Annotated in this window: 22 protein-coding genes; 10 read left to right on the top strand and 12 right to left on the bottom strand. The window is 70.6% G+C overall.

Annotated features, from left to right (window positions below; genetic code table 11):
* Positions 1-42: 42 nt before the first annotated feature.
* Complete coding sequence (locus tag ASE87_RS13490) at positions 43-624, bottom strand: DUF6264 family protein (RefSeq protein ID WP_056229184.1); 582 nt, start codon at positions 622-624, stop codon at positions 43-45.
* A complete protein-coding gene (locus ASE87_RS13485; protein WP_082060238.1) occupies positions 621-1,694 on the bottom strand; it encodes a 4-hydroxy-3-methylbut-2-enyl diphosphate reductase in 1,074 nt (357 codons plus the stop codon). Before ASE87_RS13485 ends, ASE87_RS13490 begins: the two co-directional genes overlap by 4 nt.
* 116 nt (positions 1,695-1,810) lie before the next feature.
* Between ASE87_RS13485 and xseA the strand changes: the two genes are divergently transcribed.
* From xseA to ASE87_RS13460, 5 genes are all read left to right on the top strand, one after another.
* On the top strand, positions 1,811-3,100 hold the full coding sequence (gene xseA / locus ASE87_RS13480) for an exodeoxyribonuclease VII large subunit (RefSeq protein WP_056229182.1): 1,290 nt from the start codon (positions 1,811-1,813) through the stop codon (positions 3,098-3,100).
* Positions 3,101-3,109: 9 nt separating this feature from the next.
* Positions 3,110-3,340 (top strand): exodeoxyribonuclease VII small subunit, encoded by a 231-nt coding sequence (locus ASE87_RS13475; RefSeq protein ID WP_043597840.1) that lies wholly within the window; start codon positions 3,110-3,112, stop codon positions 3,338-3,340.
* Positions 3,337-4,020 carry a DUF4245 domain-containing protein gene (locus ASE87_RS13470; RefSeq protein ID WP_043597837.1) on the top strand — a complete coding sequence of 228 codons (684 nt, stop codon included), beginning with the start codon at positions 3,337-3,339 and terminating at the stop codon, positions 4,018-4,020. Before ASE87_RS13475 ends, ASE87_RS13470 begins: the two co-directional genes overlap by 4 nt.
* 124 nt (positions 4,021-4,144) lie before the next feature.
* Positions 4,145-4,735, top strand: a complete 591-nt coding sequence (locus ASE87_RS13465; protein WP_056229177.1) for a carbonic anhydrase — start codon at positions 4,145-4,147, stop codon at positions 4,733-4,735.
* A gap of 85 nt (positions 4,736-4,820) precedes the next feature.
* The gene (locus tag ASE87_RS13460; RefSeq protein ID WP_171007274.1) at positions 4,821-6,221 is read left to right on the top strand and encodes a class II fumarate hydratase; all 1,401 of its coding nucleotides are present in this window, start codon (positions 4,821-4,823) and stop codon (positions 6,219-6,221) included.
* Between the two features lie 342 nt (positions 6,222-6,563).
* On the opposite strand, the gene ASE87_RS13455 is transcribed toward ASE87_RS13460, so the two are convergent.
* Positions 6,564-7,172, bottom strand: coding sequence for a hypothetical protein (locus ASE87_RS13455; RefSeq protein ID WP_157489887.1), 609 nt, complete (start codon positions 7,170-7,172; stop codon positions 6,564-6,566).
* A 329-nt stretch (positions 7,173-7,501) separates the two neighbouring features.
* Between ASE87_RS13455 and ASE87_RS16180 the strand changes: the two genes are divergently transcribed.
* Complete coding sequence (locus ASE87_RS16180; RefSeq protein WP_157489885.1) at positions 7,502-8,029, top strand: hypothetical protein; 528 nt, start codon at positions 7,502-7,504, stop codon at positions 8,027-8,029.
* Positions 8,030-8,948: 919 nt separating this feature from the next.
* On the opposite strand, the gene ASE87_RS13445 is transcribed toward ASE87_RS16180, so the two are convergent.
* From ASE87_RS13445 to ASE87_RS13435, 3 genes are all read right to left on the bottom strand, one after another.
* A complete protein-coding gene (locus ASE87_RS13445; RefSeq protein ID WP_056229699.1) occupies positions 8,949-10,292 on the bottom strand; it encodes a PhoH family protein in 1,344 nt (447 codons plus the stop codon).
* A 259-nt stretch (positions 10,293-10,551) separates the two neighbouring features.
* Positions 10,552-11,679, bottom strand: a complete 1,128-nt coding sequence (locus ASE87_RS13440) for an aminotransferase class V-fold PLP-dependent enzyme (RefSeq protein ID WP_056229169.1) — start codon at positions 11,677-11,679, stop codon at positions 10,552-10,554.
* Positions 11,680-12,061: 382 nt separating this feature from the next.
* Positions 12,062-12,850, bottom strand: a complete 789-nt coding sequence (locus tag ASE87_RS13435) for an isoprenyl transferase (protein ID WP_043597826.1) — start codon at positions 12,848-12,850, stop codon at positions 12,062-12,064.
* An 85-nt stretch (positions 12,851-12,935) separates the two neighbouring features.
* Here ASE87_RS13435 and ASE87_RS13430 point away from each other — a divergent pair, with 85 nt between their 5' ends.
* On the top strand, positions 12,936-13,703 hold the full coding sequence (locus tag ASE87_RS13430; RefSeq protein ID WP_082452621.1) for a hemolysin III family protein: 768 nt from the start codon (positions 12,936-12,938) through the stop codon (positions 13,701-13,703).
* 58 nt (positions 13,704-13,761) lie between these two features.
* On the opposite strand, the gene ASE87_RS13425 is transcribed toward ASE87_RS13430, so the two are convergent.
* Positions 13,762-14,136 carry a hypothetical protein gene (locus ASE87_RS13425; RefSeq protein ID WP_137847380.1) on the bottom strand — a complete coding sequence of 125 codons (375 nt, stop codon included), beginning with the start codon at positions 14,134-14,136 and terminating at the stop codon, positions 13,762-13,764.
* Positions 14,133-15,023, bottom strand: a complete 891-nt coding sequence (gene mca / locus ASE87_RS13420; protein WP_200925475.1) for a mycothiol conjugate amidase Mca — start codon at positions 15,021-15,023, stop codon at positions 14,133-14,135. The genes ASE87_RS13425 and mca overlap by 4 nt, the downstream gene beginning before the upstream one ends.
* Before the next feature lie 12 nt (positions 15,024-15,035).
* Here mca and ASE87_RS16385 point away from each other — a divergent pair, with 12 nt between their 5' ends.
* Complete coding sequence (locus ASE87_RS16385) at positions 15,036-15,515, top strand: DUF4307 domain-containing protein (RefSeq protein WP_255350957.1); 480 nt, start codon at positions 15,036-15,038, stop codon at positions 15,513-15,515.
* Between the two features lie 142 nt (positions 15,516-15,657).
* Complete coding sequence (gene greA, locus ASE87_RS13410) at positions 15,658-16,149, top strand: transcription elongation factor GreA (protein WP_056229165.1); 492 nt, start codon at positions 15,658-15,660, stop codon at positions 16,147-16,149.
* A gap of 324 nt (positions 16,150-16,473) precedes the next feature.
* Here greA and ilvA read toward each other — a convergent pair whose 3' ends face one another.
* On the bottom strand, positions 16,474-17,712 hold the full coding sequence (gene ilvA / locus ASE87_RS13405; protein WP_056229163.1) for a threonine ammonia-lyase: 1,239 nt from the start codon (positions 17,710-17,712) through the stop codon (positions 16,474-16,476).
* On the bottom strand, positions 17,705-18,886 hold the full coding sequence (locus ASE87_RS13400) for an AI-2E family transporter (RefSeq protein ID WP_082452619.1): 1,182 nt from the start codon (positions 18,884-18,886) through the stop codon (positions 17,705-17,707). Before ASE87_RS13400 ends, ilvA begins: the two co-directional genes overlap by 8 nt.
* A 130-nt stretch (positions 18,887-19,016) precedes the next feature.
* On the opposite strand from ASE87_RS13400, the gene ASE87_RS13395 reads away from it, so the two are divergent.
* Positions 19,017-20,273 (top strand): winged helix-turn-helix domain-containing protein, encoded by a 1,257-nt coding sequence (locus ASE87_RS13395; protein ID WP_056229160.1) that lies wholly within the window; start codon positions 19,017-19,019, stop codon positions 20,271-20,273.
* Here the strand turns inward: ASE87_RS13395 and ASE87_RS13390 are convergent.
* Both ASE87_RS13390 and ASE87_RS13385 read right to left on the bottom strand, forming a co-directional pair.
* Entirely contained in the window at positions 20,270-21,175 is a 906-nt protein-coding gene (locus ASE87_RS13390) for a M48 family metalloprotease (RefSeq protein ID WP_043597813.1), read from the bottom strand. The genes ASE87_RS13395 and ASE87_RS13390 overlap by 4 nt on opposite strands.
* Positions 21,176-21,200: 25 nt before the next feature.
* On the bottom strand, positions 21,201-21,782 hold the full coding sequence (locus tag ASE87_RS13385; protein ID WP_043597810.1) for a LemA family protein: 582 nt from the start codon (positions 21,780-21,782) through the stop codon (positions 21,201-21,203).
* Positions 21,783-21,978 lie beyond the last annotated feature (196 nt).

The following is a 21,978-nucleotide window of genomic DNA, read 5'->3' as shown; positions in this document are numbered from 1 at the left end:
GCGAGTGCTCGGGGGCTTCGTCGTCGAGGCGTGCGGCGAGGGTCAGTTCGATCCCGAGAAGTAGTCGTTCGTGAAGCTCTGCATCGCCTCGGCGAAGGCCGGGTCGCCCATCAGGATGGCCGCCGCTCCGAACCCCTGCACGAGACCGAAGACGACACCGGCGACGAGGGGCACGACGAATCCGAGACGCCCCGCGCGCAGCCGCCGGAGGGTCCACCAGGTCGAGACGGTGAACAACGCCACGGCCAGCACGGCCATGACGACACCGAAGGTCTGCAGCGCGGCCGACGAGCCGAACCCCGAGAGGTCGAGCCCGAACGTCTCGAACTGGGCGAGCTGCGTCGTCGCGTAGCCGGGCACGCGGGCGATCGCCTGGATGGCCCCGAAGGCGCCCAGCCCGATCAGGGCGAACGTTGCCACCCGGTCGATGCGCCGCCCGGTCGAGAGCGCAGGAGGCGCGGTGCGGGTCTCGTCACCAGGGCGCACGTCGGTCGAGATGGCGGGCCGCGCGTCCTGACCGGCGACCCGCGCCTCCTCGGTGGTGTCGGCCTCGGCCGTGACGGGATTCACCCAGCCCTCGGGCGCGTACTCGCCGTAGCGCGGCTTCGGACGGTCGTCGGTCATCGGGTGCGACCGCCGAGGCCGCGGGCGTCGACCTGGCCCGTCGCGTCTTTGCGCAGCTCTTTGGGCAGCGAGAACATCAGGTCTTCTTCGGCCGTGACGACCTCTTGGACGTCGACGTAGCCGGCGTCGGACAGGTCGGCCAGCACCTCGTCCACGAGGACCTCGGGCACCGACGCGCCGGAGGTGACGCCGACCGTCTCGACACCGTCGAGCCACTCCTGCTTGATCTCGTTCGTGTAGTCCACGCGGTAAGCGGCCTTGGCCCCGTGCTCGAGGGCGACCTCGACGAGACGCACGCTGTTCGAGCTGTTCGCCGAGCCGACGACGATGACGAGATCGGCACCCTGGGCGACCTTCTTGATCGCGACCTGGCGGTTCTGCGTGGCGTAGCAGATGTCGTCGCTCGGGGGGTTCTGGATGGTCGGGAAGCGCTCGCGCAGACGACGCACGGTCTCCATCGTCTCGTCGACGCTGAGGGTGGTCTGGGACAGCCAGACGAGGTTGTCGGGATCGGCGACGACGAGGTCGTCGACCTCGGCCGGGTTCTGCACGAGGGTCGTGCGGTCGGCCGCGTGACCCATCGTGCCCTCGACCTCTTCGTGCCCGGCGTGGCCGATCAGGATGATGTGCCGGCCCTGGTTGCCGAAGCGCACGGCCTCGCGGTGGACCTTGGTGACGAGGGGGCAGGTCGCGTCGATGGCCTGCAACTCGCGGTCGGCCGCACCCTTCACGACGGCCGGCGAGACGCCGTGCGCGCTGAAGACGATGTGCGACCCCTGGGGAACCTCGTCGACCTCGTCGACGAAGATCGCACCCTGGCTCTCGAGGGTCGCGACGACGTGCACGTTGTGGACGATCTGCTTGCGGACGTAGACGGGGGCGCCGTAGTGCTCGAGCGCCTTCTCGACCGCGATGACGGCTCGGTCGACGCCGGCGCAGTACCCGCGAGGTGCTGCGAGCAGCACCCGCTTGCGTCCGTTGACGGGGGTATCCTTTAGCCTGTTCCGCACCGCAGGAACACGCGGTGTCGGCAGGTCGATGGCGAGGGCGCCGTTGGAGATGTGGCTCACCCGACGAGTCTAGGTGTGCCGGACTGGTCGCGTACTGGGAGCGGCAGCGCGATCGATCGATCGCCCCTGGCCGTCGCTCGTCCTGCCGGTGTCGACCACCCCTCGAACGGAGCTCCATGACGATCGTTCCCCCTCCCCCCACCGCCGAGTCCCCGTGGCCCGTCGGGCTCCTCGCGAGCAAGGTGCGCGACTGGATCGACCGCCTCGGCACGGCCTGGGTCGAGGGCGAGATCACCCAGTGGAACGTCTCCGGGGGCAACGTCTACGGCAAGCTCCGCGACCTCGAACAGGACGCCACCGTGTCGTTCTCCATCTGGTCCAGCGTGAAGTCGCGCGTGCCCGCCGACCTCAAGCAGGGCGACCGCGTCATCGCCGCCGTCAAGCCGAACTACTGGGTCAAGGGCGGCAGCCTCACGATGCAGGTCTTCGACATGCGCCACGTGGGGATCGGCGACCTCCTCGAACGTCTCGAACGCCTCCGCCGCCAGCTCACGGCCGAGGGGCTCTTCTCCCCCGAACGCAAACGGGCCCTGCCGTTCCTCCCCGGGTGCATCGGCCTCGTCACCGGCAAGGACAGCGACGCCGAGAAGGACGTCTTGCGCAACGCCCAGCTGCGATGGCCCTCGGTCTCGTTCCGGGTGGTGCACGCGGCGGTGCAGGGCGACCGCATGGTCGGCGAGGTCACGGCGGCGATCCAGCGTCTCGACGCCGACGACGAGGTCGACGTCATCATCGTCGCCCGAGGCGGCGGCGACTTCCAGAACCTGCTCGGCTTCAGCGACGAAGGACTCGTCCGCGCCGTCTCGGCCTGCACCACGCCGGTCGTCAGCGCCATCGGACACGAGGCCGACCGGCCGCTGCTCGACGACGTCGCCGACCTGCGCGCGTCCACGCCCACCGACGCCGCCAAGCGGGTGGTCCCCGACGTGACAGAAGAACTGTCACGCGTCCAACAGGCGCGCACCCGCATCGGCGTGCGGCTGACGTCGCTGGTCGCCACCGAGATCGACCGCCTCGAACAGATCCGCAGCCGGCCCGTGCTCGCCTCACCCCAGACCCTCGTCGACGTCCGGGCCGACGAGGTCGTCCGGGCGGTGGCCCGGGGTGAAGAACTCGTCGGGCGGGCCGTCGAGAGGGCGCACACCCGGGTCTCCGAGCTGACGGCACAGCTGCGCGCGCTGTCGCCGCAGGGCACGCTGCGTCGCGGCTACGCGATCGTCCAGCTGCCGTCGGGCAGCGTCCTGCGGTCCCCCGACGAGGCCCCCGCCGAGACGCGGCTCGTCGTGACCACCGACGGAGGCGCGGTGGGCGCCGTCAGCACCGGCGCCTCCTCCCCAGGCTCCGCTGCGGCGAGCGAGTCCTCGCCCGTGGCGTCCGTCACGACCTCCGTCACCACCCCTCGTTAGGATCGTCCCGTGGACACCACCCCGACCAGCACCCCGCCCGACGTCTCCTCGCTCAGCTACGAGCAGGCCCGCGACGAGCTCGTGTCCGTCGTGAACGAACTCGAGCAGGGCGCATCGACCCTCGAACGCTCGCTGGCCCTCTGGGAACGCGGCGAGGCACTCGCCCGGCGCTGCGAAGAATGGCTGATGGGGGCGCGTGAGCGCCTCGAGGCGGCCCGCCGCCAGGTGTCCGCCGAATGACCTCCCCCTCCGACGGCGGCCCCCGGGGCCCGCGACGCCCTCGGGAGCCCCGCGTCGTCGCCGAGCTCGGCCGGCCCGAGACCCCCGACGAGACCGCGGCGCGCAAGGCCGAGAACACGCGCAAGCACTACGCGAACCAGACGGCGATCAACCTGACCCTGTCGATCGTCGCCTCGCTCGGCATCGTGCTCTTCCTGGTGCTCGTCGTGGTCCGCCCGAGCGGCACCGTGAACCGGCAAGAGATCGACTACGTCCAGGTCGCCTCACAGGCCCAGGCGAGCGTCGACGCCCCCCTGGCCGCGCCTCCGCTGCCCGACGGCTGGAGCTCGAACGCCGCCGAGGTCCGGTCCACGACCCGCGACGACGTGCCGACCTGGTACGTGGGGCTGATCACGCCCGCCCAGCAGTTCATCGGCCTCGAACAGGGCATCGACGCCAACCCGACCTGGGTCAGCCTGCAGGTGCAGAACGCGGCGGCGACGTCGACCCGGTCGATCGGCGGTCTCACCTGGGACGTCTACGACCGGCGTGACGCCGACGACCCGGGCAACTACGCCTACGCCCTGACCACGACGGTCGACCGCAGCTCGTACGTGCTGTACGGCACGGCCGACGACGCCGAGTTCGACGTCCTGGCCACCTCCCTGGCCGAACAGATCTCCAGCCAAGAAAGCGAATGACGTGACCCGACACGACCCCGCCGACACCCCTTCAGCCTCCAGCTCCCCCTCCGGTTCCGCCTCGGCGGACGTTCCGACGACCCACCCCATCGAGGATTCGGCTCCCGGTACCGCGTGGAGCCGCATGGTGGAGGGCAACCACCGCTTCGTCGACGGGGCACCGCACCACCCTCACCAGGACAGCGACCGCCGCTCGTCCCTCGCCGCCGGACAAGAACCGGTGGCCGCCCTCTTCGGCTGTGCCGACTCGCGACTCGCCGCCGAGATCATCTTCGACGTCGGCCTCGGTGACCTCTTCGTCGTCCGCAACGCCGGCCAGGTGGTCGGCGACACCGTCATCGCCTCGCTCGAATTCGCCGTCTCGGTGCTCCACGTCCCCCTCATCGTGGTCCTCGGCCACGACAGCTGCGGTGCCGTCGCCTCGGCCATCGACTCGATCGGTTCCGACGCCGCCCCCGGGTCGGAGTTCCTGGGTGGGCTGATCGACATGATCATGCCGTCGGTCGAGCGGGCGCAGATCGACCTCGAGAACGGTGCCGACCTCGACCCCCGCACGGTCGGCCAGCTGCACATCGAGGCGTCCGTCCGCACGCTCGTCGACCGGTCCGCCCTCATCGCGTCCGCCGTCGCGGACGGTAAGTTGGCCGTGGTCGGCGCGAACTACGACCTCGCCAACGGGCGGGTCGACCCTTCGGTCGTCGTCGGCCGACTCTGAACCGAGTCGGGGCGAACGCTCCGACGCCCCGCGCCCTCGACGGGCGCAGCAGCCCGGCAGGGCCCGAGGAAAGGACCACGACGTCGTGACCACATCCGAGACCGAGTACCGCATCGAGCACGACACGATGGGCGAGGTGCGGGTGCCCGCATCGGCCCTCTACCGTGCCCAGACGCAGCGTGCCGTCGAGAACTTCCCCATCAGCGGGGCCGGACTCGAGCCGGCGCAGATCGTGGCGCTCGCTCGCATCAAGCGGGCAGCCGCCCTGGTGAACGGCGAGATGGGCATCATCGACCGACCCGTCGCCGCCGCGATCGTCTCGGCCGCCGACCAGATCATCGGTGGCAGCCATCACGACCAGTTCCCGGTCGACGTCTACCAGACCGGCAGCGGCACGTCCTCGAACATGAACATGAACGAGGTGCTCGCGACCCTCGCCGGAACGGTCGACGGCGTCGCCGTCCACCCCAACGACCACGTCAACGCATCGCAGTCGTCGAACGACGTCTTCCCGACCTCCGTGCACGTCGCCGTCACGGGTGCGCTGCTGCACGACCTGATCCCCGCCCTCGACCACCTGGCGATCGCCCTCGAGAAGAAGGCCTCGGCCTGGGCCGACGTGGTGAAGGCCGGGCGCACCCACCTCATGGACGCCACTCCGGTCACGCTCGGTCAAGAGTTCGGCGGCTACGCACGGCAGATCCGTCTCGCGATCGAACGGGTGCAGAGCGCCTTGCCCCGCGTGGCCGAGGTGCCCCTGGGCGGAACGGCCACCGGCACCGGCATCAACACGCCCCAGGGCTTCCCGCAACGGGTCATCGCCGTCCTCGCGGACGACAGCGGCCTGCCCGTCACCGAGGCGCTCGACCACTTCGAGGCGCAGGGGGCGCGCGACGCGCTCGTCGAGGCCTCCGGTGCCTTGCGAGTGCTCGCCGTGAGCCTCACGAAGATCAACAACGACATCCGGTGGATGGGCTCGGGTCCCAACGCGGGCCTCGGCGAGCTGCACATCCCCGATCTGCAGCCCGGTTCGTCGATCATGCCCGGCAAGGTCAACCCGGTCATCCCCGAGGCCGTGCTCATGGTCTCGGCACGCGTGATCGGCAACGACGCGACGATCGCCTGGGCCGGCGCGTCCGGAGCCTTCGAGCTCAACGTGGCGATCCCCGTGATGGGCACGGCGCTGCTCGAGTCGATCCGCCTGCTCTCGAACGCCACCCGTGCCCTGGCCGACAAGACCGTCGACGGGCTCGAGGCCAACGTGGAGCACGCCCGTGCCCTCGCCGAGTCGTCTCCCTCGATCGTGACGCCGCTCAACCGGGTCATCGGCTACGAGGCCGCGGCGAAGGTGGCCAAGCACGCGGTGGCCCAGAAGCTCACCGTTCGCGAGGCCGTCGTCGATCTCGGGTTCGTCGAGCGGGGCGAGGTCACCGAGCAGCAGCTCGACACCGCCCTCGACGTGCTCAGCATGACCCACCCGGGCTGAGCCCAGCGCGACGGGGCGCCCTGCCCCACCCTGCCGGGCTGGGCCCCGGCCGGCGGGGCGCCCTGCCCCACCCTGCCGGGCTGCGTCCAACGTGCGGCACCGAGCCCGGGTCGCCGCCCCCGGCGGCAGCCCGTCGGGCGTCGCCGACCGGGGCGTCCCCGACCGGGGCGTCCCGACCGGGGCGTCGCCGACCCGGGCGTCCCGACCGGTCGTCGCGCCCGCAGCACGTCGAGGAGGTGCGCGCCCGTGGGAGACGGACACGCACCTCCTCGGCGTCACGGCCACTTCTCGTGCTCGTCCTCGTCCTCGTCGTGTGGCCGTGGCTGGACCGCGGCACGGTCCTCACAGAAGCGTCACGACGGCATCGATGCCGACGCTGCCCGAACGGACGACCACCACACACCAGAACGCCGCGAGCAGGCATGGCCCGAAGGGGACACCCCGACCGGCGCGTGCCGAGTCCGCCGCCGGATGCGAGCGTGACCGTCGCCGCCTCGTGCGGAACGTCCGAATGCCGGCCACGCCGATGGCCAGAGTTCCGGCGAGGCCCCAGAAACCCAGCAGAGCCGTCGGGTCACCCGTGGACAGGAGCCCGGTCAGGACGGCCCCGAGCTTGACGTCCCCCATGCCCAGGCCACCCGCAAGGGCGGCCAGCAGACCGAACCCGGCCGCGGCCAGGGCGAGGGCCAGGCTCGTCGCCGCCTCGGCGGAGTCACCCCCGGCGACGCGTAGAGCCGTCGACATCCCCCACGCACCCGCGGCCACTCCGACGAGGACGTTGGGCAGTCGACGTTCGGCGAGGTCGATCCGGACCAGGGCCGGTGTCACGGCCGCGACTCCGAGAAAGCCGACGAGCGTCACCGTCCCCGCGTCGGCGCCCGCGCCCGAGAGCGGAACGGCATGAGACGTGGCAGCCGCGGCAGCAACCGCGACCGCCGACAGCGCAGCCACGGCGACTGCTTCGCGAGCCTGTGTGCGCTCCGGCAGCGGCCCGCCACTGAGTCGAGGCGCTCCCCCGTCCGACGAGCGGGGTCCATCCGACGAGCGGGGTTCGTCCGACGACATCGTCCCGTCCTCCGGACCGTCGGACGAGGTCATGTCGCTCCCGAAGTCGAAGCCGTCACCGGCCCAGGTGGACCCCAAGGCGAGACGCGCTCCCGAGCCGGTCGAACCAGATGCCACGGTCGTCGCCCCCGTGTGCGCCGGACACCAGGGCGGCGGGCACGTCCGCGGGGCACGACGAGACGGCGTCGAGGCCGTCGGGCGTCTTCGAGCACCGCGTGGACGGCCTCGATGACGAGCGGTCGATGGTCGCGCACCATCTCGTAACTGGCTCGAAGGGCGGTCCGACCCTGGATCGTGATGGCCAGGTCCTTCAGACGATCCGCGTCGAACGTGTCGCCGTGCCAGCTGCGGCCGTCGAGTTCGAGAGCGACGACGCCGTCGACGACGACGTCGATGCGGCGACGGTCCCCCGAGCCGACTCGGGTCTGGGATTCGACCCGGTGCCCCAGACGGGCGAAGGTCACCCGCATGACGCTCTCGAGCAAGCTCTCGCTCCGGGCATCGGCCCAGTCGACGATGCCCCTCACGTCGGCCGGAGCCTCCGCGAAGGCCTCGTGCAGTCCGACGACCGAGAAGTGACCGCTGGACAGCGCCCAGTCCAGCAGGGCGACCGCCTCGTCGAGAGGTGCGGCCACGACGGCGTCCACCAGCGCGGTTCGAAGGGGCACCGCCCAGGCCGCCCGGTGTGCGTCGTCCACCGCGTGGTCGTCGTCGTCGGGGTGACGGGGCGTTGTCCCTGGTGACGGACGAGGGGGCACTCGCCCGTCGGACCGCCACCGGACCGTCGCGCCACGCCGTGGCCGAAGTCGTGACGCCCCCGGGGGCACCACGACGCTGACGGTGGGACCAGCCGTCCACATCCACGCCCCGAGCAGGGCCAGAAGCGACGCCCCGGTCAACCTGCCCCCGATGCGCACGGCCTCGTGCCTCACGTCACCCGGCGGGAACGTCGTGTACCAGCCTCGGCGGGCCCGATCCACGTGCCCGAAGCGGACGGCTGCGGTGAGCATCCGGTCGGTGGCTCCGAGGGCGACGAGATCCCGCTTGTGGAGCACGCCGCCGGCATTCCTGACGTGGGTCGCGATCTGCTGCATGCCGACAGGGTGACGCGGCCCGCGCCTCCTCGGCGGTGCGTGAGAGCCCACCGGTGGAGAAGAAGGACGTCGCACGAGCTGGGGCCGGGGCGTTCCGCACGCGGCTCAGGGGTTCACCGGCACACGGGCTCCCCGGCATCCACCACGCCGGAGGCCCTTGCCTCCGTCCGAAGCTGCTCCTGTCGGCGGCCGGGCCGGCCCCGGCCCGCCCTGCCCGGCCCACCCGTGTGGGCAAGTCCGGAGAATGAGGCCCGCGAACCTCCATCCGCCCTCGAACCCTGCCGACGTGCTGAGTTGCCGACTCGGCAGGCCGCAGCCCCGCGGCGTTCGGAACGCCCCGCAAGGGCCCGTCGCGGACGGCAGAGCACGACGAGACCCCGAGCACCGCGGGTGACTCCGGAGAACGAGGTCCAGGTGCGGCGCTGGCAACCGTCAGCGCGCCGATCTCGGGAGTTGCCGACGCCGCGCGCGGCTCGCCACCCCTGCCCCGCTCACCCCGAGCGCACCCCGTACCGCCCGAGCCGGCAGGAGGCGCGGGTCGGGTGACCAGCGCCTCCTGCGGTCCCTGCTAGATCAGGTCGTTCGACTCGAGCATCTCGGTGACGAGGGCTGCGATCGCGGACCGCTCGGAGCGGGTCAGCGTCACGTGGCCGAACAGCGGGTGGCCCTTGAGCGTCTCGATGACCGAGGCGACCCCGTCGTGCCGGCCGACGCGCAGGTTGTCGCGCTGCGCCACGTCGTGGGTCAGCACCACCCGCGAGTTCTGGCCGATGCGACTGAGCACGGTCAGCAGCACGTTGCGCTCGAGGGACTGGGCCTCGTCGACGATCACGAACGCGTCGTGCAGCGATCGTCCCCGGATGTGCGTCAGGGGCAGCACCTCGAGGATGCCCCGCTCGACCACCTCGTCGAGGACGTTCTGGGACACGATGGCCCCGAGCGTGTCGAAGACGGCCTGCGCCCAGGGGTTCATCTTCTCGCCGGCATCGCCCGGGAGGAACCCCAGGTCTTGGCCGCCCACCGCGTAGAGCGGGCGGAAGACCATGATCTTCTTGTGCTGTTGCTTCTCGAGCACGGCCTCGAGGCCGGCGCAGAGCGCGAGGGCCGATTTGCCCGTGCCGGCACTGCCGCCCAGCGACACGATGCCCACCTCGGGGTCGAGCAGCAGGTCGATCGCGAGACGCTGCTCGGCCGAGCGGCCGTGCAGCCCGAAGACGTCGCGATCGCCGCGGACGAGACGTGCCTCGCCGCGGGCGAACACCCGCGCCAGCGCCGAACCACGATCCGAGTGCAGGACCACCCCGGTGTTCACGGGGACGTCCGCGAGCGATCGAGCGGAGATCTTCTCGGACTCGTAGAACGAGGCCATCTGCTCGCTCGAGACGTCGATCGAGGCCTGCCCGGTGTACCCGCTGTCGACGACCTGCTCGGCCCGGTACTCTTCGGCGGCGAGCCCGATGGATGCGGCCTTCACCCGGAGGGGCAGGTCTTTCGACACCACCGTGACGGCCAGCCCGTCGGCGGCGAGGTTCGACGCGACGGCGAGGATGCGCGAGTCGGCGTCGTTCAACTGCAGGCCCGAGGGCAGGACCGACATGTTCGAGTGGTTCAGCTCGACTCGCAGCGAACCCCCGTCGCCCACGGCCACCGGGAAGTCGAGACGGTCGTGCTTCACGCGGAGGTCGTCGAGGAGGCGCAGGGCCTGACGCGCGAAGTAGCCCAGTTCGGGGTCGTGACGTTTGCCCTCGAGTTCGCTGACGACGACGACGGGCAGCACCACGTCGTGTTCGGCGAAGCGGAAGAGAGCCTGCGGATCGGACAGCAGCACCGAGGTGTCGAGCACGTAGGTGCGCTGGGCGACCGCCTGGTCACCCCCCGTGGCTGATGCGGTGTTGCGTTCGGTTGAGGTGATGTTCGACGCGGTCACGACCACTCCGTCCTCGGGCGGCTGGGCACCCGGGTACCTTCGGCAGAGACGGCCGCGGAGCAGTTGCGAGGCGAACGTTCGTGGCCGTCTCGATCGGGCTCCTTGCCCGATGTGACGAACCTACGACGCGCCTCCGACATCCGCATCATCGACGCCACCGTGTCGTGTGACGATCAGGTGAACGACCCTCATGTGGCGGTCGAGGGTGCTGGGTGCCGAGCCCCACCCCGCAGGGCGGACCCGCCTAGTAGAAGACGGTCGTGCCGAACGAGGTGAACGCGCCCCGCAGCATCTCGAACGACTCGTCGCCCGTGGACACGTGCACGCTCAGCCGGACGGTCGTGTCGCGGACGGTCGCCGTGACCCCGTGATTGATCAATGCGGCCGTCAGCGTCGTCATCTGGTCGAGGGCCGGCTCGAGCACGACGATGCCGGCGCGCTCCGCCTCGTCGCGGGGTGAGACCACGGGCACGGCGAACTCGTCGGCGAGGTCGATCACCCGGGTGGCCCGCTCGGCCACGGCTCGCGAGACGGCGGCGACGCCCACGTCGGCGAGGTCCTCGAGCGCCGTGGCGAACCGCGCCTGGGCGATGGGGTCGGGGTTCGTCAGCTGGAAGGCCGCGGCACCCGGACGGGTCGGCTGCCGTTCGTGGTACGAACCGCCGAGGGCCAGGTCGCTGCCGGCGACACCGCTGAACACCGGGGTCAAGGCCGAAAGGGCCCGATCGCTCAAGGCCAGGAACCCCGTTCCCCACCCGGCCCGGACCCACTTCTGGCCGCCCGACGCGACGACGTCGGCCACGGCGTAGGGCGCGTCGACCACGCCGAACCCCTGGATCGCGTCGACGATCAGCAACCGGTCGCCGATCACCTGGCGGATGCCCTCGAGGTCCACCAGGTACCCCGTGCGGTAGTCCACCAGGCTGACGGCGACGGCGGTGACCGAGTCGGTGAGGTGGCGCTGCACCACGGCCGGCGTCACGACGTCGTGGTCGAGGTCCATCCAGACCGGCTCGAGCACGCGCAGCGCCTCGGCCGATCGCGTCGCCGCGATGGGCATGCTCGGGTAGTCCCGCGGCGACATCAGCACCTGTCCGGTCAGACCGAACAGCGTGTGGGTGAGTCCCGCGCTCGTGTTCGGCTGGAAGACGACGTGGTCGGTTGCGAAGCCGACGATCGACGAGATCGCCCGTCCGACGCGCCCCGCCTGCTCGGTCAGGGCGATCTCAGACCCGAAGCGGGCCCGGGCCTGCACCTCGACCAGCGAGCGCTGCTCGTCGGCGACGGCACTCGAGATGGGTCCCCACTTCGCGAAGTCGAAGTATCCGGGTTCGTCGGTGAAACCCGAGGCGAGGTCGTCGATGGTCTTCACGGTGTTCTCCTAGGCGGCGGTGACTGGTCCACCGTAGTGCTGTCCGTGGTTCGCCGACCCGCGCCTCCTCGTCCCGTCGTCGGCGCAGGCGCGTGCGCGGCCGTCGGCGAGCCGTTGGCAACTCAGGAGAACGGCACACCCGACGCCCCTCAGGAGGCGCGGTGCAGCCCGTCTCCGGAGTTGCCGACACCAGCCCGCTCCCGCCCACCCCGCACCGGCGCCAGCGCTTGCGCCCACGCTCGCGCCCCCGCCCGCGCCCGTCGATCAGGCCGTCGGCAACTCAGGAGAACGACACACCCGAACCCCGTCAGGAGGCGCGGTGCAGCCGAACTCCGGAGTTGCCGACACCAGCTCGGTCACCGAGCCGGCAGCCGCGCCCCGATCAGCTGCCGTAGCGGCGGTGCCGGAGGGCGAAGTCGCGCACGGCACGCAGGAAGTCGACCTCGCGCAGGTCGGGGTAGAAGGCCTCGACGAAGTAGAACTCGCTGTGGGCGCTCTGCCACAGCATGAAGTCGCTCAACCGTTGTTCGCCCGACGTGCGGATGACGAGGTCGGGGTCGGGTTGGCCGCCGGTGTAGAGGTGGTCGGCGATGAGCTCGGGGGTGAGCACCTCGGCCAGGGCGTCGAGCGTGCCGCCCGCCGCGTCGTGCGCCCGCACGATGCTGCGCATGGCGTCGGCGATCTCGCGGCGCCCGCCGTAGCCGACGGCGAGGTTCACGTGGAGCCCCGTCTTGTCGGCGGTCCGGGCCTGGGCCTCGCGGAGGGCCGAGCAGAGCGCCGGCGGCAGGTCGTCCGTCGCGCCGACGTGCTGCACGCGCCAGTCCCGCTGACGCGAGAGCTCGTCGGCGACGTCGCCGATGATGCCGAAGAGCTCGGTCAACTCGTCGGACTGGCGGTTGCCGAGGTTGTCGGCGGAGAGCAGGTACAGCGTGACCACCTTGATGCCGAGGTCGTCGCACCAGGTGAGGAACTCGCTGATCTTCGCCGCACCCGCGCGGTGCCCGTGGGCGGCGGTCTCGAGCATGCGCTGCTTGGCCCAGCGCCGGTTGCCGTCGACGATCATGGCGACGTGGTGCGGCAACTCTTGACCGTCGAGGCTGCGGCGGATGCGGTTCTGGTAGAGGCCGTACAGGACTCCCCTGGCGAGGGGAGAAGGACGGCGCTTTTTCACAGGGCTACGGTAGCCCACGGCGGGCCCTCCACAGAGCAAACGATTCTCAGCCCGCCTTCTCGGACGCTCCCCTAGGCTCGGCCCCATGAGCAGCCACACCGACGGAGATCGCGCGGGCCTCCAGGCCGACGAGGTCGACCGGGCCGATCGATCCGACGGGGCCGACATCCCGAACCTGCCGTTGCTCGACGACGCCCTCGCCTACCCCGGCATCGAGCGCAAACCGAGTTGGCGCGGCTGGATCCATGCGGCCACCTTCCCGGTCGCGATCGCGACCGGAGTGGTGCTCCTGGTCCTCGCGCAGGGCGTGGCGGCGACCTGGGCCTGTGCCGTGTTCATGACCACGTCGCTCCTGCTCTTCGGCATCTCGGCGACCTACCACCGCTTCCCGTGGAGCCCGAACGCGAAACGCTTCCTGAAGCGCCTCGACCACGCCAACATCTTCCTGCTGATCGCCGGCACCTACACGCCGATCGCGGTCATCGCCCTGCCGCCGTCCAAGGGCGTCACGCTGCTCGTGCTCGTCTGGACGGGCGCCGTGCTGGGCATCCTCTTCAGGGTGTTCTTCCTGAACGCGCCACGCTGGTTGTACGTGCCGCTCTACGTCTTGCTGGGTGTCGGCGCGTTGGGCTTCATCGTCGACCTGCTCGACGCGAACGTCGCGATGATGGTGCTCGTGTTGGTCGGCGGCGCCCTCTACATCGCGGGCGCCGTGTTCTACGGAATCAAGAGGCCGAACCCCGTACCGGGGCACTTCGGATTCCACGAGCTGTTCCACACCATGACGGTGCTGGCGTACCTCTGCCACTGGACGGGCATCCTGCTCGTGGCCCTGGACCCACCGACCTTCTAGGGCGAGGTCACCCGAGCCGAGGAGGCGCGGGTCGCCGCCCCGGCACCGGTCGCGTCGGTCACGAGTCGCCCTCGCGCCTCCTGCGGTCGGCGTCGTCGTCGAGGTCGCCCTCGACGGGGCGAGCCCGTCGGTCGGCGTCTCCGGGGAGTTCTTCGTCGTCGAGAGCCGCGGCGGCCAGGGTCGCCTCGTCACGCTCGGCCTGGATGCGCTCGCGCACCTCGCCTCGGTAGCGGGTGCGTCGGACCCGACGGGTCATGTCGACGACGATCAGCACCGTCGCGATCGCGACGAACGCGATGGCGACGAAACCCCAGACGCCGGGCGTGACCGCCTCGTCGGGGATGGTCGACGGCGGCAGGGTCGGATCGGGCGTCTGCGGCTGGGCGAGCAGACGGGTCGTGACCGTGAGCACCGAGTCGGAGAGCGCGCTCATCGCTGCACTCCGACGAGGCCGGTGTCGGGGTCGACGACGCCCGCGAACAGGTCGTCCTCGGGCACGTCGGACTCGACGTTCGACTCGACCAGCTGGAAGTCCTCGGTGGGCCAGGCGGCCACCTGCAGGTCGTGAGGCCAGAAGAAGAAAGCGCTGTCGAGCGGCACCTGACTGGCATGCGACCGGAGGGCGGCGTCGCGCACGGGGAAGAAGTCGGAGACCGGCACGCGGGTCGTGGCCAGGTCGGGACGGTCGCTGAAGCGGGCCAGCATCTCGGTCAACGACTCGATGAGGGGCGACTCGGGGTCGCTCTCGCGCAGGTGCGTGATCATCGCGCCGATGCGTCCGGCACTGAACATGCGGTCGTAGTACACCTTGTCGATCTGCCAGGCGTCGCCGGTCGCCGGGTAACGCTCGGGGTCGGCGGCGTCGCGGTGGGCCGCCATCGAGATCTCGTGCGTGCGGATGTGGTCGGGGTGCGGGTACCCGCCGTTCTCGTCGTAGGTCACCAGAACCTGCGGCTTGAACCGGCGGATGATCGCGACGAGCGGCTCGGCGCTGATCTCGAGCGGGATGGTCGAGAACGAGTTCACCGCGACCGATTCTCCCTCGGCCGGAAGCCCCGAGTCGGCGTAGCCGAGCCAGAGGTGCTCGATGCCCATGGCCGCCTGGGCGGCCGCCATCTCGTGCACGCGCAGGCCCGCGATGTCGCGCTCGGCGTGAGCACGGGCCTCGAGCTGCTCGTTGAGGATCGACCCCTGCTCGCCGCCGGTGCAGCTGACGACGAGGACGTCGACGCCGAGGCTGCGGTAGTAGGCGTAGGTCGCCGAGCCCTTGCTGGACTCGTCGTCGGGGTGGGCGTGGACCGCCAGCAGGCGCAGGGTCAATTCTTCCTCGCAATGTGTGCCGGGCAGACGTTGCTACCCTGGGGACAGCTTAATCGGACGGAGATCCGCGTGACGTCCACGCCCCGTGTCACCTCGCCCTCGTCGCGCCTCGACGCACGGTACGGGCGTTCGCCGCGGGGTCGGCGCAGACGCCTCGTCGTGGGCCTGTCCGTCGCCGTCGCCTTCGTCGTCGTCTTCGCGGCGTGGGTCGTCTTCGCCGCCTTCGACGGGACCTCGTCGAAGCTCGAATCCGCCGACGTGGGCTACCAGGTCACCTCCGACCGGGCCGTCGAGGTCCAGTACACGGTCACCGCGGACGCGGGCGAGGCCGTCGACTGTGCGGTCGAGGCCCAGAACAGCGGCTTCGCGGTCGTCGGCTGGAAGATCGTGCACCTGCCCGCCTCCGAGCGGCGTTCGGTGACCTACACGACCTCGCTCGCGACGTCGGAACGGGCGGTCACGGGCTTGATCTACCGGTGCTGGCTTCCCTAGACTGCTCGAAATCGCACGACGAGACCGGCCACTCGGCCGGTCTCCTTTTTTCGGTGGGCGACCTCGCCCCGGCTCCCGGCACCGCGCCTCCTCGGCTCGATACGCCCGACCGGGTTCGGCCGCCGCACGAAACGGAGACACCATGAGCACTGACAACGAGACCACCTGGCTCACGACGGACGCCCACGACCGTCTGCAGGCCGAGCTCGACACCCTCAGCGGCGAGGGACGTCGCGAGATCGCGTCACGCATCGAGGCCGCCCGCGAAGAGGGCGACCTGAAGGAGAACGGCGGCTACCACGCGGCCAAGGACGAGCAGGGCAAGATGGAGGCGCGCATCCGCACGCTCATCAACCTGCTGAAGCACGCGACGGTCGGCGACTCGACGGCCGCCGACGGCATCGTCGGCCCCGGCACCGTCGTCACGGCGACCATCGCCGGCGACGAGAGCACGTTCCTGCTCGGCAACCGCGAGATCATCGCCGCGGGCAGCGACCTGTCGGTCTACAGCGAGACCAGCCCGCTGGGACAGGCCATCAACGGCCTGAAGGTCGGCACGACGACCAGCTACACCGCCCCGAACGGCAAAGAGATCTCGGTCTCGATCACGAACGTCGAGACCTACCAGCCGTAGGTCGACCGACTCGAAGGCCCCCGCTCGATCGGAGCGGGGGCCTTCGTCGTCCCCGGGGCCTGCTGGCGGCGACTGCCGACGCGGGTGTCGGCGACTCCGGAGGACGACGTGCGGAACGCCCGTCCCGCGCCCTGCGGGTCGTCGTTCTCCTGACTTGCCGACCGGGACACGAGCCCGCAGGAGGCACGGGCCGGGTCAGGAGGCGCGGGCCGGGTCAGGAGGCGCGGGCCGGATCAGGAGGTACGGGCCGGGTCAGGAGGCGCAGGTCACGTCAGGAGGCGCGCGTCACGTCAGGAGGAACGCGTCACGTCGGGGAGGGGCGGCTCAGAAGTCGACGTTGGGCTCGTACCCGGCGTCGCGGAGCCGCTGCAGCACCTCTTCGACGTGGTCGGGGCCGCGCGTCTCGACGCTGAGTTCGAGCTCGACCTCGCTGATCTGGAGCCCGCGACCGTGGCGGGTGTGCAGCACCTCGACCACGTTCGCGTTGGCGTCGGACAGCACCTCGCTGACGCGGGTCAGCTGGCCGGGGCGGTCGGGCATGCCGATGCGCAGCTTGACGTAGCGGGCGGCGGCCGCGAGGCCACGACCGATCACGCGCTCCATCATCAGCGGGTCGATGTTGCCGCCGCTGAGGATCACCACGGTCGTGCCGAGGTCGCGCACCTGCTCGGTGAGGATGGCCGCGATGCCCACGGCACCCGCGGCCTCGACGACGAGCTTCGCACGCTCGAGCAGCACGAGCATCGCCCGGGCCGTGTCGTCGTCGCTGACCGTGACGATCTCGTCGACCGTGTCGCGGATGATCTCGAAGTTGAGCACGCCGGGTTTCGCCACGGCGATGCCGTCGGCGATCGTGGGCTGGGCGTCGATGTCGGTCCGGACGCCGAGTTTCATCGAGACGGCGTAGGGGGCGGCGTTGGCCGCCTGCACGCCGATGATGCGGACGTCGCGCCCGATGCGTGCCGCGCTCTGCTTCAGGGCACTGGCCACACCGGCTGCCAGCCCACCCCCGCCGACGGGCACGATCACGGTGTCGACGTCGGGCACCTGTTCGAGGATCTCGAGCCCGAGCGTGCCCTGGCCCGCGACGACGTCGGCGTGGTCGAACGGGGGGATGAAGACGGCGCCGGTCGTGTCGGCGAACTCTTGCGCGGCTCGCAGCGACTGCTCGACCGTGTGCCCTCGGAGGACGACGTCGGCGCCGTAGTGCCGGGTCGCCTGGAGCTTGGGCAGGGCCACGCCGACGGGCATGAAGATCGTGGCCACGATGCCGAGTTCACGGGCCGCCAGGGCGACGCCCTGCGCATGGTTGCCGGCCGAGGCGGCGACGACCCCGCGCTCCTTCTCGTCGTCGCTCAACTGGGTCAGGCGGTTGTAGGCGCCTCGGATCTTGTACGACCCGGTGCGCTGCAGGTTCTCGCACTTGAGGTGCACCCGCGAGCCGAGCACCTCGGCGAGGTAGTGCGAGGTCTCCATCGGGGTGACGCGGACGACCTGCGAGACGCGATCGCGCGCCTCCTCGATCTCGACGAGGGTGGGACCGGCCAGGGTGCGTTCAGACATCGGTGAGGCCTCCGGGCTGCGTGACGTCGTGCTCGACGGGTCGCGGCTTCTCTCGCCACGTGCCCCTCGCGACGTAGGTGATCATGACGTTCAGCACGGCCACGAACGGGACCGCGAAGAGGGCGCCGGGGATCCCGGCGACCAGGGTGCCGGCCGCGACGGCGAAGACGACGGCCAACGGGTGCACCTTGACGGCGCTGCCCATGACGAACGGCTGCAGCAGGTGCCCCTCGATCTGCTGCACGAGGATCACCACGGCGAGCATGAGCAGGGCCACGACCCAGCCGTTGTAGACGAGGGCGATGACGACGGCGACGGCCCCGGTCGCGACGGCGCCGACGACGGGAACGAACGACCCGAGGAACACCGCGATCGCGATCGGCGCCACCAGGGGCAGGCCGAGGAAGAACGCCCCCAAGCCGATGCCCACGGCGTCGACGAACGCGACGAAGATCTGCACCTTGACGAAGTTCGTCAGCGTGAGCCACCCGGCACGGCCCGCCCCGTCGATCGCCGGACGCGAGACGCGGGGGAAGAGCCTGACGACCCATCGCCAGATCTCGGCCCCTCCGATGAGCAGGAAGATCGTCGCGAAGAGCCCGAGCACGAGCCCCGCACCCACGTGCCCCGCCGTCGACCCGACCGAGAGGGCACCGCGCACGAGCGGCTGGCTGTCTTGCTGGACGGCCGCGACGGCGTCGGACACGTACCCGTTGATCTGCGCCTCGGTCAGGTGCAAGGGCGAGGTGAGCAGGAAGGCCTTGAAGTCGCCGTACGAAGCGATCGACCGATCGCGCAACGAGGGCCAGCCGTCGACGATCTGGAGCACGACGAGCAGCAGGAGTCCGGAGACCGAGACGAGGAACCCGACCAGGACCGACACGACCGCCAGCCTCTTGGGCCAGCCGTGCCGCTGCAACCACCCCGACAGCGGGACGAGCAGGGCGGAGATCAGCAGGGCCACCAGGAAGGGGATGACGATGACCCGCAGCTGGGTGACCAGCCAGATGAACACGCCGGCCACGGCCACGATCAGCAGGATGCGCCAGGACCAGGCCCCGGCGATGACCATGCCCCGCGGCACCGACGGATCGGCGACGACACCGGCCGCGCGACCGCTCGTCGCGTCACCCAGCACCTCGTCGCCGCGCGTGGGGCGGTTCCGCCAGATCATCGCGTCAGTTTATGGCCCTGCGGGGCCGGTCACCTACCCCTCCACATGCCGTTGCGCGCATGTGTCGACGGGGACCAGTCGACGGCAGGAGGCGCGGCGCCTGTCGGTGGCCGTGGCTACAGTCGTCCGCGTGCCACGTCAGCAGCTCTCCCCCGCCCAGGCCCGTCGTGTCGCCCTGGCGGCCCAGGGCTTCGGGAGGCCCGTCGGTGGCCACGCCCGCCCGGGGACGCGGCAGTTGAACGGCCTCGTCGATCGTCTCGGACTGCTGCAGATCGACTCGGTGAACGTGTTCGAGCGCAGCCACTACCTGCCCGCGTTCGCACGCCTGGGCGCGTACGACCGCGCGACCCTCGACCGTCTCACCTTCGCTCCCCGCGGGCGGTACGTCGAGTACTGGGCCCACGAGGCGGCCATCGTCCCGGTGTCGACCTGGCCCCTGTTGCGGTGGCGCATGCGCGACTACGACGTGAAGTGGCGGGGGGACGCCTCGTCGTGGCTGTCCACGAGTCCGCGCATGGAACGCTGGCTGCTCGACGAGATCCGTGACAAGGGGCCTCTGCCTGCCAGCCTGGTCGAGGCCGACGCCGCCCTCTTCCCCCAGCCCGACCGGACGGGCCCGTGGTGGGGGTGGGGCGACGTGAAGCGCGGTCTCGAATCGCTGTTCCGCACCGGCGCCCTGGTCAGCGCCGGTCGCCGTCGATTCGAGCGCGTCTACGCACTTCCCGAACAGGTGCTGCCGGCCGAGATCCTGGCCGTCGACGTCGACCGTCACGAGGCCCACCGGCGCCTCGTCGCCCACGCGGCCCGCGCCTCCGGGGTGGCGACGGCCGCCGACCTCGTCGACTACTTCCGCCTCAAGGTCGCCGACGTCGTGCCCGCCCTGCGCGAGTTGCACGACGAAGGAGTCGTCGAGCCCGTGGTCGTGCCGGGCTGGGGTGCGACCGCGTGGCTGCACCGTGACGCCCGCGTACCCCGTCGGCTCGAGGCCGACGCCGTGCTGTCGCCGTTCGACCCCGTGGTCTGGTACCGGCCCCGGGCGGAGCGCCTCTTCGGCTTCCGCTATCGCATCGAGATCTACACCCCCCGCGAGAAGCGAGTGCACGGCTACTACGTGCTGCCCGTCCTGCAAGACGACCAGCTCGTGGGGCGGGTCGACCTCAAGAGCGATCGTCAGGCGGGCGTCCTGCGGGTGCAGTCGGCGTGGCGCGAGCGCGACCTCCCCATCGACGTCGAGCGGCTCGCGACGACGCTGCGCCGAGCAGCCGCCTGGCAAGGGTTGGGCGCGGTCGAGGTCGCCGACCGCGGGGACCTGGCAGGAGCCCTCCGAGCGCCCCTGGCCGGCCACGCCGAGTCAGACGCCGACGTCGCGGTCCGCCGCCTCGACTAGAAGGTCCCCGCGTTCTGTCGCAGACGCTGGATGCGATCGGCGAGCGGAGGGTGCGTGCTGAAGAGTCGGTCCATCATGCCGGGCTTCATCGGATCACTGATCCAGAGGTGCGACATCGAGGTGTTCTGCTGCCGCATGGGCCGCCCCTGGGCACCGAGCTTCTCGAGGGCTCGGGCGAGACCTTCGGGGTACCGCGTCGTCAACGCCCCGGTGGCATCGGCGAGGTACTCGCGCTGACGCGAGACGGCCGCCTGGACACCCGCGGCGGCGAGAGGCGCGATGATCATGGCCACCAGACCGAGCACCAGGAAGACCGGGTTCCCGCCGCCCCCACCGTTGTTGTTCGAGTTGCGGTTCCCCCCGGACAACGCGCTGAAGAACGACATGCGCAACAGGATGTCGGCGAGGAATCCCACGGCCACGACGAGGCCGAACACCATCGTCGACACACGGATGTCGTAGTTCTTCACGTGGCCGAGCTCGTGAGCCATCACGCCCTGGAGCTCGCTGTCGTCCATGATCTCGAGCAGGCCGGTCGTGGCGGCGACCACGGCGTGTTCCGGGTCGCGCCCCGTGGCGAAGGCGTTGGGAGCCGGATCGACCACGACGTAGACCTTGGGCATCGGCATGCCCATCGTGATGCTGAGGTTCTCGACCGTGCGGTACAGCCGCGGAGCCGTCACACCGTCGACCTGCTGGGCGTTGCTCATCGAGAGTGCCTGCCCGCTGGCCGCGAAGTACTGGATCACGGCGTACACCGCGGCACCGCCGAGCACCAGGAAACCGATCGACCCGTTGTTCCAGATGGCGCTCGCGGCGAACCCGAGAGCCCCGACGATCACCAGGAAGATCAGGACGATGAAGACGGTGTTGCGCTTGTTGCGCGAGATCGCGGAGTACACGGTGTCGAGGACGACTCGGGCTGGATCAGAACTGGACGCGCGGCGGTTCGGCGATCGCCGACGGCTCGGAGACCTCGAAGAAGTCCCGCTCGCTGAAACCCAGCCGCTTGGCGAAGAGGGAGTTGGGGAAGACGCGGTTCTTGGTGTTGAACTCGCGAACGCCGCCGTTGTAGAAGCGGCGGGCGGCCTGGATCTTGTCCTCGGTGTCGACCAACTCGGACTGCAACTGCAAGAAGTTCTGGCTCGCCTGGAGCTGTGGGTAGGCCTCGGCCACGGCGAAGATGCTCTTCAGGGCGGTCTGCATGTGCCCCTCGGCAGCCGATGCCTCGGCCGGTGTGCCGGCCCCGATGGTCTCGGCACGGGCCGCTGTCACGTTCTGGAACACCGACGACTCGTGCGAGGCGTATCCCTTGACCGCCTCGATGATGTTGGGGATCAGGTCGGCCCGGCGTTTGAGCTGGATCGTGATGTCGCTCCACGCCTCGTCGACGCGCACCTTCAGGGTCACCAACGAGTTGTAGGTGGCCCAGAGGTAGATGCCGATGATGACCGCGAGCAGGACGATGATCCCTGCTGCTACCAAGATGCCGATCGTGGCCGGTTGCATGACGTGTCACTCCTAGGTGGTGGACCGATGACGGCGGGCGCCGGATGGTCGCCCGCGACCTGGGTCGGGTCGTCGGGAGCCCGTTGGACACTATAAATGCGCTGCATGTGGGCTCCCTGCCCGTCGGGAGATCTCGGAGCAGACTCCCGACCGGCACTCGTCCGGGCGTCTCCCCCGCGCAACGGATTGACTTGTA

The organism is Frigoribacterium sp. Leaf44, from assembly GCF_001421865.1.
In the GTDB taxonomy this organism is placed as follows: Bacteria; Actinomycetota; Actinomycetes; order Actinomycetales; family Microbacteriaceae; genus Frigoribacterium.
Note: the sequence above shows the minus strand (reverse complement) of the source record. Positions and strands in the feature narration are given on the sequence as shown.

Coding starts and splice junctions, on each gene's coding strand:
- ASE87_RS13490 (WP_056229184.1), bottom strand. CDS start 624: ATGACCGACGACCGTCCGAAGCCGCGCTACGGCGAGTACGCGCCCGAG.
- xseA (WP_056229182.1), top strand. CDS start 1,811: ATGACGATCGTTCCCCCTCCCCCCACCGCCGAGTCCCCGTGGCCCGTC.
- ASE87_RS13470 (WP_043597837.1), top strand. CDS start 3,337: ATGACCTCCCCCTCCGACGGCGGCCCCCGGGGCCCGCGACGCCCTCGG.
- ASE87_RS13465 (WP_056229177.1), top strand. CDS start 4,145: ATGGTGGAGGGCAACCACCGCTTCGTCGACGGGGCACCGCACCACCCT.
- ASE87_RS13430 (WP_082452621.1), top strand. CDS start 12,936: ATGAGCAGCCACACCGACGGAGATCGCGCGGGCCTCCAGGCCGACGAG.
- ASE87_RS13425 (WP_137847380.1), bottom strand. CDS start 14,136: ATGAGCGCGCTCTCCGACTCGGTGCTCACGGTCACGACCCGTCTGCTC.
- ASE87_RS16385 (WP_255350957.1), top strand. CDS start 15,036: ATGTGTGCCGGGCAGACGTTGCTACCCTGGGGACAGCTTAATCGGACG.
- greA (WP_056229165.1), top strand. CDS start 15,658: ATGAGCACTGACAACGAGACCACCTGGCTCACGACGGACGCCCACGAC.
- ilvA (WP_056229163.1), bottom strand. CDS start 17,712: ATGTCTGAACGCACCCTGGCCGGTCCCACCCTCGTCGAGATCGAGGAG.
- ASE87_RS13400 (WP_082452619.1), bottom strand. CDS start 18,886: ATGATCTGGCGGAACCGCCCCACGCGCGGCGACGAGGTGCTGGGTGAC.
- ASE87_RS13385 (WP_043597810.1), bottom strand. CDS start 21,782: ATGCAACCGGCCACGATCGGCATCTTGGTAGCAGCAGGGATCATCGTC.